Origin of the sequence: Chitinophaga jiangningensis (genome assembly GCF_900142605.1) — a bacterium.
In the GTDB taxonomy this organism is placed as follows: Bacteria; Bacteroidota; Bacteroidia; order Chitinophagales; family Chitinophagaceae; genus Chitinophaga; species Chitinophaga jiangningensis.
Genome location: NZ_FRBL01000001.1, coordinates 669516 through 682975, shown reverse-complemented (window position 1 = coordinate 682975; position 13460 = coordinate 669516). Strand labels below are relative to the sequence as shown.

Annotated in this window: 9 protein-coding genes; 8 read left to right on the top strand and 1 reads right to left on the bottom strand. The window is 46.3% G+C overall.

The window, feature by feature from the left end:
- Positions 1 to 38: 38 nt before the first annotated feature.
- The 7 genes from BUB18_RS02760 to BUB18_RS02730 all read left to right on the top strand — a co-directional run bounded on the left by BUB18_RS02760 (position 39) and on the right by BUB18_RS02730 (position 10830).
- A complete protein-coding gene (locus tag BUB18_RS02760) occupies positions 39 to 2630 on the top strand; it encodes a beta-mannosidase (protein ID WP_073077778.1) in 2592 nt (863 codons plus the stop codon).
- A 2-nt stretch (positions 2631 to 2632) separates the two neighbouring features.
- Complete coding sequence (locus tag BUB18_RS02755) at positions 2633 to 4069, top strand: alpha-L-fucosidase (RefSeq protein WP_073077776.1); 1437 nt, start codon at positions 2633 to 2635, stop codon at positions 4067 to 4069.
- A 301-nt stretch (positions 4070 to 4370) separates the two neighbouring features.
- A complete protein-coding gene (locus BUB18_RS02750; protein WP_073077774.1) occupies positions 4371 to 5129 on the top strand; it encodes a response regulator transcription factor in 759 nt (252 codons plus the stop codon).
- 69 nt (positions 5130 to 5198) lie between these two features.
- Positions 5199 to 7451, top strand: a complete 2253-nt coding sequence (locus tag BUB18_RS02745) for a RelA/SpoT family protein (RefSeq protein WP_073077772.1) — start codon at positions 5199 to 5201, stop codon at positions 7449 to 7451.
- Between the two features lie 233 nt (positions 7452 to 7684).
- Positions 7685 to 8956: an adenylosuccinate synthase gene (locus tag BUB18_RS02740; RefSeq protein ID WP_073077770.1), complete on the top strand. Its 1272-nt coding sequence runs from the start codon at positions 7685 to 7687 to the stop codon at positions 8954 to 8956.
- 93 nt (positions 8957 to 9049) lie between these two features.
- Positions 9050 to 9496 carry a hypothetical protein gene (locus BUB18_RS29555; protein ID WP_073077768.1) on the top strand — a complete coding sequence of 149 codons (447 nt, stop codon included), beginning with the start codon at positions 9050 to 9052 and terminating at the stop codon, positions 9494 to 9496.
- Between the two features lie 71 nt (positions 9497 to 9567).
- Positions 9568 to 10830 (top strand): anthranilate synthase component I family protein, encoded by a 1263-nt coding sequence (locus BUB18_RS02730; protein WP_073077766.1) that lies wholly within the window; start codon positions 9568 to 9570, stop codon positions 10828 to 10830.
- On the opposite strand, the gene BUB18_RS02725 is transcribed toward BUB18_RS02730, so the two are convergent.
- A complete protein-coding gene (locus tag BUB18_RS02725; protein ID WP_073077764.1) occupies positions 10802 to 11719 on the bottom strand; it encodes a TIGR01777 family oxidoreductase in 918 nt (305 codons plus the stop codon). The two genes, BUB18_RS02730 and BUB18_RS02725, sit on opposite strands and share 29 nt — an antisense overlap.
- 204 nt (positions 11720 to 11923) lie before the next feature.
- On the opposite strand from BUB18_RS02725, the gene BUB18_RS02720 reads away from it, so the two are divergent.
- Positions 11924 to 13447, top strand: a complete 1524-nt coding sequence (locus tag BUB18_RS02720) for a hypothetical protein (RefSeq protein WP_073077762.1) — start codon at positions 11924 to 11926, stop codon at positions 13445 to 13447.
- The last annotated feature ends 13 nt before the right edge of the window (positions 13448 to 13460 follow it).

Sequence of the window (13460 nt, the reverse complement as noted above, 5' to 3'; positions counted from 1 at the left end):
TTGTTATTTTTGATGCCTACTCAAATCATCATCTGGTTATGAAATTAAAGCTGATGGGTCGCTTTTTGCTGGTGATCTTTTTTTTATCCTTTTTTACTAAATCGATTTACTCACAGGTAGATACGCTGAAGAGTGGATGGGAATTTGGTCGCCCGGATGAACGGATCTGGCGCAGCGCCACCGTGCCGGGTACTGTGCATACTGACCTGTTGGCACATCATCTTATCCCCGACCCATTCAAAGGCATGAATGAAAAAGCCGTGCAATGGGTGGATAAAAAAGACTGGTGGTACAAATGTACTTTCGAGGTGTCGGCAGCACAGCTGAAGCAGGATGTAGTAGAGCTGGAATTTCTGGGCCTGGATACCTATGCGGAAGTTTCCGTAAATAACAAAGATGTATTGGTGACCAATAACATGTTTCGTTCCTGGTCAGCAGATGTGAAGAAGCACCTGAAAGTGGGGAAAAATACACTGCTGATTAAGTTCGAAAGTCCGATCAAACATGATATGCCCCGTTTTCTGCGCGACAGCGTAATTTACCCTGCCGGCAACGATGCCAGCGATATTCCTTTGAGTGTATACGCTCGTAAAGCACCGTATCATTATGGATGGGATTGGGGACCACGGCTGGTGACCAGCGGTGTGTGGCGGCCGGTGATATTACGTGCGTGGAGCGGCGCTGTTATCCGCAATGTAAACTATATCACTACCCTGGATGGGAATAAAGCGCATGTGACCATGAAAACGCAGCTTTCCGTTACCACTCCGGGGAAATATTTCCTGACGCCTTCGCTGGATATTCAACATCGCGAGGTACTCACTAAGCGGGTGAGTAAGGAGCTGATATTGAACGCAGGGGATACTACCTGTGAAGCCAGCTTTGATGTGGCGTCACCATTGCTCTGGTGGCCAAATGGTATGGGTGGGCAGCACTTGTATAACGCGACAGCCTACCTGACCACTGAGAAGAAAACTGCGGTGGATAATTTCAAAAAGAAAATCGGTATTCGCACTATCGAAGTGGAAAATAAACCGGATGCGCAAGGCGAGTCTTTCTTTGTGAAAGTCAATGGCCGCGCGGTTTTCATGAAAGGTTCCAACTATATTCCGCAGGATAATTTTCTTCCGCGTGTAACGAAAGGAAAATATAAAAAGCTGTTCGATGATATGCAGGAAAGCCATTTTAATATGGTGCGTGTTTGGGGCGGTGGCATCTATGAAAATGATGACTTCTACGATCTCGCAGATGAGAAAGGAATTTTAGTATGGCAGGATTTCATGTATGCGTGTACGTTATATCCCGGTGATAGATCATTCCTCGAAAATGCACGTCAGGAGGCAATTTATAACATCAACCGACTGAAAGATCATCCATCACTGGCGTTGTGGTGCGGCAATAATGAAATTGCTGTGGCTATTAAAAACTGGGGCTGGCAAAACGGTTACGCCTATACGAATTTGCAGTATGAAAGCATGCAGCGTGCATATGATAAATTGTTTAAGGAGATATTACCGACAGCAGTAAAGGAAAATGATCCGGGCAGGTTTTATTTCCATTCTTCCCCCATCAGTAACTGGGGAAAGAAGGAAGATTTTACGAAGGGAGATAACCACTACTGGGGCATCTGGCACGGGATGGAATGGTTTGAAGCATTTAATACACATATTCCGCGCTTCATGAGTGAATATGGTTTCCAGTCATTCCCGGCCATGCAAACCATTGATAGCTTTGCTACCAAAGATGATTATCATATTTTCTCCAATGTGATGCAATCGCACCAAAAGAGCCCTGCTAAAGGGAATACGGCGATTAAAACATACATGGATCACTACTATAATACGCCGGTAGATTTTCCTGCATTTGTATATCTGAGTCAGGTATTACAGGCAGAGGGTATGAAAGTGGCCATAGAAGCGCATCGCAGGAATATGCCTTATTGCATGGGTACTTTGTACTGGCAGTTAAATGATTGCTGGCCCGGTCCATCCTGGTCAGGAAGGGATTTTTATGGGAGATGGAAAGCGCTGCAATACTACGCCAAGCGCGCGTTCGAGCCGGTGATCCCGTCATCAGTGGAGGAAGATGGGCAGTTGAAGACTTATGTGATCACCGATGAAAAAGCCGATAAAACAGCCTGGAATATAGGGATAAATCTGACACTCGCTGACCTGCAAGGCAATATCATCTCCCGGAAAAAAATACCCGCACGCAAACTGCAGGATGGAACCAGTACCCTGGTAAATACAATAGCAATCAACGATTTATTGCAAGGAAGAAAGCGCAATGAGGTAATATTCTATACTGAATTGGTAAATCAGAATAAGGTTCTGAATCCTAATCTATATTACTTTGCGGTAGCGAAAGAAATAGCGTTGCAACAGCCCGATATCACATTTGCCTGCAAAGCTGCCGGCAAGGGCGTGGATGTAACCATTACAACAAAACAGCTTGCGAGAAATATTTACCTGGAACTCACTGCAGAAAAGGAAGGCGAACATTTTGAAGATAACTTCATCGACCTGCTACCTGGCACACAAAGAACCATACATCTGCAAACCGGTCGCACCGCAGCAGAGATACAACAACAGCTGAAAATAACTTCGTTGGTTGACACTTATAAAAAATAACTATGCGTAAACTTTTAATGGCGGCAGGACTGGCGTTGATAGGGATGAATGCTGTAGCGCAGCATGAGGAACATCCTTACATCCCGGAACCTGACAAGGCAGTACAACAGAAACTGGATGAGTGGCAGGACTGGAAGTTCGGGATGATTATTCACTGGGGCCCTTATTCACAATGGGGTGTGGTGGAATCCTGGAGTCTTTGTCCGGAAGATGAAGGTTTCACTCAGCGTAAACCTTACGGAATACCGTATTACGACTATCTGAAAAAATATGAAGCACTGGGTAAATCCTTTAATCCAGTGAAGTTTAACCCGGAGCACTGGGCTAAAGCCGCTGCTGATGCAGGTATGAAGTACATGGTATTTACTACCAAGCATCATGATGGATACTGTATGTTTGACACCAAACAAACGGATTACCGCATTACTGCACCAGATGTTGCTTTCAGCAAAAATCCGCGTGCAAACGTTGCAAAAGAAATTTTTGAAGCCTTCCGTAAAGAGGGCGTACATACTGGTGCTTATTTCTCCAAGCCGGATTGGAATACCGAGTATTACTGGTGGAGTTATTTCCCGCCTAAGGACAGGAACCCAAGTTATGATATCAGCAAGTATCCTGAGCGCTGGAATAAATTCAAACAATTTACCTACAACCAGATTGAAGAGCTGATGACCGGTTACGGTAAGCTCGAAATCCTTTGGCTGGATGGGGGTTGGGTACGTCCGGAAAAATACCAGACAGCAGAATCCAGGACCTGGGGTACTACCAAAGCGCAGGACCAGGATATAGATATGCCGAAGATTGCCGCTATGGCGCGCAGTCATCAGCCAGGCCTGATCGTGGTAGACCGTAGTGTGCATAGTCAATATGAAAACTACCGCACACCGGAGCAGCAGATCCCTGACAAGCCGCTGAGCTATCCCTGGGAAACCTGTATGACGATGGGTGGTTCCTGGTCGTATGTGCCGAATGATCAGTATAAATCTGTCAATACTTTGATTCATAATCTGGTAGACATCGTGGCAAAGGGTGGTAACTACCTCCTGAATGTGGGGCCTGGTCCGGATGGGGAACTGCATGATGCTGCTTATACCACCATGAAAGGTATTGGTGAGTGGATGCATGTGAACGGTGACGCCATTTATGCCACCAGGGCAGTAGCGCCTTATAAAGATGGTAAGGTTTGTTTCACCACTAAGAAAGACGGTAGCGTATATGCCATATACTTATTGGATGATCAGGAAAAGTTGCCGGCAACCATCACTTTCAAAGGGCTGACCCCAGCTAAGAAAGCACGTGTGGAAATCCTCGGTGGTGCTAAATCTTTGGTGTGGAAAACTGTAAATGGCAGTACCGTTATTAACATCCCGTCTGCCATGCAGGGTAAAGGATTTAAGCACGCTGTGGCCATCAAAATCAGTGCTGTGGAAAAAGTGTGATTATAATGTGAATTAGTGTTAATAAATATAAAAGGACTGACAGGCTATTTGTCAGTCCTTTTTTAGTTTTTATACGTAGGTATAGTAAAGGAAGCCCCGTATAGGCCCTCAGAAAAATCTGATTCAACCGTAGCAGCAGAAATATTTGTTTTCAGGATTAACGATTGATTAACCGCAAGTGACTGGAATTTTATAAAAATTGCATTGGCAGAGAGTTTTAGTAAAATAACCATATCTGGACTCAATACAGGACTCGGTATTTACAAGGATAGTAATGTGAATAGAACCCCCACATTTAATCATGAATAAGAACCCTCGTATTTTGTTGGTAGAAGACGATAAAGTCTTCGGTGGTATAGTAAAGCGCCGGCTGGAAGAAGCCGGATTCCGGGTGGAACATTGTCTGGACGGTGCCAAAGCCTGGCAGGTGTACCAGCGTTCGAAGTTTGACGTTTGCCTGCTGGACATCGTGCTGCCGGGCATGAATGGCTTTGAACTGGCCCGGAGCATCCGGGAGAAGAGCACGTTGGTGTGTATTATTTTCTTTTCTGCCGAAAGGACGGAAGATAACGACCGTATCGAGTCGTTTGAGATCGGCGGAGATACCTATCTCACCAAGCCATTCAATATCATGGAGTTAATGCGGAAGATCCTGGTGTTTTTAAAATATTCCAGGCCAATACGCTCGGATCTGCTGCTGGCCCACTCTGTGGATAACTATACTTTTCATTACCGCAAGCTGAAAGTATTTGACAACCGCACCAAAGATGTGGCAGGAAAGTTATCGCCCCTGGAATCCAAGGTGTTGCGGTATTTTTTTAGTCGCCCTAACATTATCATCCGCCGGGATGAACTCCTGATCCGCGTTTGGGGGAAAGACGATTTGCAGAACAGTCGCAGCATGGATGTGTATGTTACCAAGGTAAGGCGTCTTATCCGGGAATACCTGCAGGATATAGAGCTGGAAACATATCATAATGCCGGCCTGCGGCTGAAAGTGCCAGAGGGGAAGTTAATTGAAAGGATTGCGGTGCCCCTGGAAAACCCCATCAGGCTCTAAGGCGTTCAATATGACCCAATTCCATAGCCAGGTTTCTTTCAGATTAGATTTAATCGTAACTTTAAGGCAATGGAAACAGTGGTAGTTCAAAAATATAATTTAGACGAAGAGCAGGAAAAGAAAGAGATTGTACGACATTACCGGGCTTTGCTCAGGGCGCTGAAACCGCGCCTGAAAAAGGGCGACCGCGAATTGGTACGTACTGCTTTTGAAATGGCAGCAGATGCTCACAAGGAAATGCGGCGCAAATCCGGTGAGCCGTATATCCTGCATCCGCTTGCAGTAGCTCAGATATGCGTGGAAGAAATCGGACTGGGTGTCCGTTCCGCTATCTGTGCACTTTTACATGATACCGTGGAAGATACCGAAGTAACCCTGGAGGATATTACCCGGGAATTTGGTAACGAAATCTCACATATCGTTGACGGCCTTACGAAAATCAGTACGGTTATCGACTCCAGCACCAGCACCGCACAGGCAGAGAACTTCAAGAAAATTCTCCTCACGCTGGCAGATGATCCCAGGGTAATCCTGATCAAACTGGCCGACAGGCTGCACAACATGCGTACGCTCGACAGCATGAGCCGGGAAAAGCAATTGAAAATAGCTTCTGAAACGGTATTTATCTATTCTCCGCTGGCCCACCGCCTCGGCTTGTACAACATCAAGTCCGAAATGGAAGACCTGGCGATGAAGTATACCGAGCAGCAAACCTATAAGGATATTGCCCGCAAACTCAAAGAAACAAAGCGTGAGCGTACCCGCTATATCAACGAATTTATCAAGCCTATCAAGGAAGTATTGCAGGAGGAAGGCTTTCAGTTCGAAATCTATGGCCGCCCGAAATCCATACATTCCATCCATAATAAAATCAAGACCAAAGGGGTGTCCTTCGAGGAAGTATATGACCTCTTTGCCATCCGTATTATCCTGGATTCCGCGCCGGATAAGGAAAAAGCCGATTGCTGGAAAGTGTATTCCATCATAACCGACTTTTACCATCCGAGCCCTGAGCGTACCCGCGACTGGCTCAGCAACCCTAAATCCAACGGTTACGAGGCACTGCACGTAACGGTGATGGGCCCCAACGGGAAATGGGTGGAAGTACAGATTCGTTCCAAACGTATGAATGATTACGCCGAAAAAGGGGTAGCCGCACACTGGCGCTACAAGGAAGGAAGCTCTTCTTCCGTGCAGCAGGAATCGAAGTTTGACCAGTGGTTTATGCAAATCAGGGAAATCCTCAGTAATCCGGATTCTAATACACTGGATTTCCTGGCCGACTTCAAAAGCAACCTGTTTACCGAAGAGATTTACGTGTATACACCGAAAGGTGATCTGAAGATTCTGCCGGTAGGCTCTACCTCGCTGGATTTTGCTTATTCCATCCATAGTGCGGTGGGTAACAAATGTATAGGCGCCAAAGTGAATTATAAACTGGTACCGCTCAGCCATAAGCTGCGCAGCGGTGACCAGGTAGAGATCATTACCTCCAATAAACAGAAGCCTTCAGAAGACTGGCTTAACTTTGTGCTCACTGCCAAAGCTAAATCCAAGATCAAAGATGCGCTGAAGGAAGAGAAAAGGAAGATTGCCATGGATGGTAAAGCTACGCTGGAGCGTAAGCTGGACCACATGAGAATCAATCCCAGCCAGCATAATATCAATGAGCTGGTGCAGTTCTATAAACAGTCCAGCCCGCTGGACCTGTATTACCAGATCGCAGTAAAAAATATTGATCTGCGTGAACTGAAGGAATTCACCCTGTTGGGTGATAAGCTGGAGCCGCCAAAGCCTGCACCGGTAAAACAGCCGGAGCACGTGTCGGAAGAAGCTGTGAAGCACCAGATCCCGAGCAAGAAAGATGCAGAGCTGATCATTTTCGGGGAAAGCTCCGACAGGATTGCCTATAAGCTGGCTAACTGTTGCCGCCCGATTCCCGGCGATGATGTATTTGGCTTTATCACTGCCAGTGAGGGACTGAAGATCCACCGTACCAATTGCCCGAATGCCGCGCAGTTGCTGGCGAACTACGGACACCGGGTGGTAAAAACAAAGTGGGTAAAGAACCGCGAAATCTCCTTCCTGACTGGTTTACGCATCATCGGAATGGACGATGTGGGAGTTATCCACAAAATCACGAATATTATTTCTGGAGAACTGAAAGTAAATATCTCGGCACTCAGTATTGAGTCAAAAGAGGGCCTTTTCGAGGGTTTGATCAAAGTGTATGTCCATGACAAGGACGAACTGGACGAACTCGTAGAAAAGCTTAAAAGCCTGGATGGGATTCAATCTGTGCAGCGTCTGGAAGAGTCTTAACAGTACCTTTATTTTTTTAGGGAGAGATCAGGCGCCGGCGGCGCCTGATCTCTCCCTGCCGGGACCTGCGCCGCAGGTGCAGGCCCCGGCAGGGTAAAACCGCCGTTTGAATGCACCGCCGAATGTGGTCCCCAAATACAGAAAGTAATTTCCAGAGTTTGTAATTGTTATAAATCGCTTTAATTTTGCGACTTCTTTTAAAGCAACAACCTCCGATAAATAATTAAATCATTATGGTAGACGTTTTGTTAGGCCTGCAATGGGGCGACGAAGGTAAAGGTAAAATTGTGGACTATTTTGCCGGTAAATACGACGTGATTGCCCGCTTCCAGGGCGGTCCGAACGCAGGACACACATTGTATGTGAATGGACAGAAAGTAGTTTTACGCACCATTCCATCCGGTGTATTCCACGATAGCACAATTAACCTTATCGGTAATGGTGTGGTGCTGGACCCGGTAGCGTTCCAGAAAGAAAGCCAGGATATTTCCGCATTAGGCATCGACCTGACAAAAAATCTTTTCATTGCAGAAAAGACCCATATCATTGTTCCTACGCACAGAGCGCTGGATAAGGCTTCTGAAATCGCCAAGGGAAATGATAAAATCGGTTCTACCTTAAAAGGTATCGGCCCGGCTTATATGGACAAAACCGGCCGTAATGGTTTGCGCGTAGGGGATGTGATGTCAGCTGACTTTGAAAACCTTTATGCCAAGCTGAAACAGAAACACCTGGAGTTGCTGTCTCATTTCGATATTAGCGAATTTAGTGATGATATTGCTGCATGGGAAGCTGAGTTCTTCGAAGCAGTGAAATTCCTGCGTACCATGAACGTGGTAGCCGGTGAGTATTTTATTAACGAAAAACTGAAAGCTGGTAAAAAAGTACTGGCCGAAGGTGCACAGGGTAGCATGCTGGATGTGGATTTCGGAACGTATCCGTTTGTAACCTCCTCCAACACTATCTCTGCCGGCGTTTGTAACGGGCTGGGTATCGCACCACAGTGGATCAAAGAAGTAATTGGTGTAACCAAAGCTTACTGCACCCGCGTAGGTAGTGGTCCTTTCCCTACTGAACTGCACGATGCCACCGGGGAGCAACTGCGCGCTGCTGGTCACGAATTTGGTGCCGTAACAGGCCGCCCACGCCGCTGTGGCTGGATTGACCTCGTTGCACTGAACTATACCTGCATGTTGAGTGGTGTTACCCAACTGGTAATGACCAAATCCGACGTACTTGATGAGTTTGATGAAGTATACGCATGTACCGCTTACGAAATCAACGGACAACAAACCAAACAACTGCCTTTCCAACTGAACGGTCTGGACGTTACGCCGGTATACGAAAAGTTCCCCGGCTGGACAGAAAAAACTGCTACTTGTAAGCAATTCAATGAGTTACCAAACGAAATGAAAAGCTTCGTATCTTCCGTAGAGAAATATCTTGGCGTTCCTGTGAAATACGTTTCCAACGGGCCGGGACGCGACCAGATACTGGAGAAGTAGAACCAAAAAATTACGGAAAAAAAACGGCAAAAAAAATTTGGCGAATAAAAAAAACTATTAAAACTTTACGGCAAAGAAATAAGTGAACCTATTATGAAATCAAAATCTGATAAAGAGAAAGAGACTAAAAAAACTACTTCTCCTAAGACTGCAAAAGACGCTCCTAAAGCTGCGGCCAAGCCTAAGAAAGAGGTGGATGAAGATGATGAGGATGAAGAGGATGAAGAGGAAACTACTTCTAAATCTTCTTCAAAAAAATCAGATAAATCTCCATCTAAATCTAAACGTAAGTCTGACGATGATGAGGATGATGACGACGATGATGATGACATGGATGATGCAGATGACGCATGGGAGAAAGGCGAAGATGAGGACTATGATCCTGACTTCGAAGAATTCGACATGCCTAAATCTAAAGGTAAACGTGGCCGTCCTAGCACCAAAAAAGGCGATGATGACGACGATCTGGGCTTTGATGACGAATTCAAAGACATGGATCTGTTCAACGATCGCTTTGATGATGATGACGACGATTTCTAAGCACTAAATTGGTTATTATCAGGAATTTCCATTTTTTCCCGGTTGATGATCATAAAATATTTAAACAACAAATGTTGAATTGGGCTGCCCGGTTCAACATTTGTTGTTTATTAGACAACAATTACTATCCGTCGTCTTATCATCAATACGAAGCCATACTTGGAGCAGATGCAATTGACACACTGCAGATGCCCGCAGGCAACGCCTTTAGCGCACTACTGCAATTTCATAACAGCCGTCGGGATTGGTTATTCGGCCATCTCGCCTACGACCTCAAAAATGAAGTAGTACCCTCCCTGCACTCGCAAAACCCAGATGGAACCGGTTTCCCGGACTTGTTCTTCTTCCGGCCACGCATCGTGATGCTGCTCGAAAAAGAAGAAGTAGCCATTGGTATGCTCCATGCTTCCAAAGAAGAAGCCCACGCCATACTGCTGGAATGCCTCGCCATGCCCGCCACGGTGGAAGATCCCACACCACCCGTCGCGCAGCCATTGCAGGCATACCTGGACCACGACAGCTATATTGCCGCCGTAAAGTCGCTCCAGCAACATATCCTGCGGGGAGATTGCTATGAAGTGAACTTTTGCCGCGAAAGCTTTATCACCAACGCCAGCGTATACCCACCAGCGTTATATGCGCGACTCAGCACCTTATCTCCAGCCCCTTTTGCAGCCTTTTACCGGGTAGAAGACAAATACATGGTATGTTCCAGCCCGGAACGTTTCATTCAGAAAAAAGGCAGCAATATCATCTCCCAGCCTATAAAAGGAACCAGCCGGAAAGATGCTGACCCGGCCACCGACGATGCACTGAAGAAAGCCTTGTTCAACAACGCCAAGGAAAGAGCGGAGAATGTAATGGTGGTAGACCTGGTGCGGAATGATCTCAGTCACGCCGCCGTTAGAGGCTCTGTACACGTAAGTGAACTCTTTGGCATCTACTCCTTTGCACAGGTGCATCACATGATATCCACCGTAGCGGCCACCCTCCCGGAAGATCAGCCCTTCACCGAAGTGATCAGGCACGCCTTCCCGATGGGCTCCATGACCGGTGCTCCCAAGAAAAGTGTGATGGAATTGATAGAGTCACACGAAAAAAGCCGCAGAGGCTTGTATTCCGGTGCAGTAGGCTATATCACGCCGGAAGGGGATTTTGATTTCAACGTGGTTATCCGCAGCATACTTTACAATAGCACTGCCAAATACCTCTCTTTTCAAACAGGATCAGCCATCACCTTTTACAGTGATCCGGAAAAAGAATGGGAAGAGTGCCTGCTGAAAGCGGCCGCACTGCGAAAAGTACTCAGTGCTTCGGAAACAACTGCTCCATAGCTTTATCAATGGTAGGGTAGGAAAACTGGAAACCTGTCTGCTGAATTTTATTGGCAGACGCTCGCACACTCTTCAGTACCTCTACACTCATTTCTCCCAGGGCTACCTTCAATACCGCCGCCGGCACATAAGCCATCATATAGCTCCTGCCCTTGGCAGCTCTGGCCATGGCCTGTATCAGCTCCTTGTTGGTAACAGGGTTGGGGGCTACCGCGTTATACGTGCCCTCCAGCTTATCGTTTACAATGGCATTGAAAAACAGGCGTACCAGATCGTGGATATGAATCCAGCTGATGTACTGCTCCCCGCTGCCCATTACCGTGGCAAAGCCGAAACGAAGCGGTTTGTAGAATTCCTTCAGGGCACCGCCATTACGACTCAATACAATGCCTATACGAAATGTAACGAGTTTTTTGCCGAGCGACTTCACTTCCGCAATACCCTGTTCCCACAGCTGGGTGGTAGTGCCCAGGTAATCCTGTGCCGGCGGATCTGATTCTGTGAATATATGATCGGTATACTGGCCATAGAAGCCGGTTGCGGAGGCGCTGATTACTTTTTTTACTTTATTGGGAGTAGAAAGCAGGGCTTTTACAATCAGTTCACTGCTTTGGGTGCGGCTGGTAACAATCTCCTGCTTACGGGCGTCTGTCCAGCGTTTCTCCCCCACATTGGCGCCGGTGAGGTGCACAATATAGTCGGCCTGCTGCAGCGCCGCCGTATCTATCGTCTGGGTTTTCACATCCCACCTGGCATAGGTGATCTGCTTATTACGACCGCGCTCTGGTGTACGGGTGAGCACAATTACCTTGTACCCTCTCTCCAGTAAAAGGTCCGTTAATGCGGTGCCTACCAGTCCGGTGCCACCGGTGATTAAAACGGTTTCCATTGAGAATATGCTGTTTTAAAAAAATTAATTAAATGTACACAATAAATCCAGCCTTTTGGTATTTATGTAACGGGAAAAGGCCTACGGAATTGTGCACGGAAATTGCTTACCATTATTGTGAATTTTAATGTAAGTTTGAAAATCAGGTTAGCAGCAATCCGTTTGCCACACATAACCAACAACTTTTTGAAACACAACTGAAGCATGCATACACTATACCGCATCCAATTGTTGCTTTTGATGCTGCTGGCCGGCACCACGGTGATGGCCCAGAAAATATCCTATTCACAGCCCGAAAAGGATGATTATAAAAATACGGAGTTCGAAATCATTGGCCGCGTGGCCGGGAATATACTGGTGTATAAATCCGACCGCGGCGACTATGCAGTTTCGGTGTATGACAACGGCATGGAGCTGAAGGAAAGGGTGCCGCTCGACTTCCTCCCTAAAAAGGTGATCAGTATGGACTTTGTGGCCTATCCCAATAAAGTGCTCATGATCTATCAGTTTCAGTATAAGGATGCCGTTTTCAGCTATTGTGCCACTATGAGTCCTGATGCTAAATTTGCCACGGAGCCGCTTCTGATTGATTCTACTCGAATCGGTTATTATTCAAGAGAGAATAAAGTCTACTCCCTGGAAGTGTCCGAGGACAAGAACAGGATCATGATTTACAAGATCAACCAGGACAACGAAAACAACAATCTCTTCTATACTTTCCTGTACGACAGCGCCATGCAGCTGGTAAACAACAGCAAAGTGAGCCTGCCGATGCAGTCCAAAAAGTATTTCCTCAATAACTTTAATCTTACCAACGACGGCGATTTTATCTTCAATAAACTGGAAAGAACCAGCAGTAAGGACTATGTGATCAGCGGTAATATGATCGTAAAACACCCGCTGACAGACAGTTTTGAGGTAACACCGCTGGAGTTCAAATCCCAGATGCTGGATGAGGTGAAGATGAAACTGGATAACCAGAAGGGTACTGCCCTGATTACTGCGTTCTATTATAAGCAGAAGCGTGGTAATGTGGAAGGCCTATATCTCTATAAATATGATTTTAAAAATCAGAAAACGATTTATGAGAAGTCAACACTGTTTAGCCCGGAGCTAAAGGCCGCCGCCCGAACTGAATCCAGTACCAATGCAGCTTTCAATGATTATTTCATCCGTCGGGTGATTAATACTGCCAACGGAGGTTTCCTGTTGACCGCTGAGGCGTTCTCTACTTCCAGCCGCTATCAGCCGTGGAATCGCTGGAACTACATGTACGGTAATCCATACAGTGGTTTTTATTCTCCCTATTATTATTCTCCTTATTCCCCCTGGTACTATAATCCCGGATACTGGAACAATTCCCAGGGTTTACGTTACCATTACGATAAGGTTATTGTCCTCTCTTTTGACGAAGAAGGAAACATGCAATGGAACAACTTCGTGAACAAGAGCCAGTTTGACGATAATGCCGATCTGTATCTTTCTTACATGATGGTAAACATCGGCAGTGAGCTGCGTTTCCTGTACAACGATCTTGACCGCAGAAGCTATATCCTGACTGACAACAGTCTGGAGCCCAGCGGTAAGATCAACAGGATGCCTACACTGCGTAACCTGGACAAAGGCTACACCTGGATGCCACGCTACGGTAAACAAATCAGTTCCAGATCTGTACTGATACCGTGCATCTACAGGAACTATATTTGCTTTGCTAAAATTGACTTTTAATCACACCTTTGCA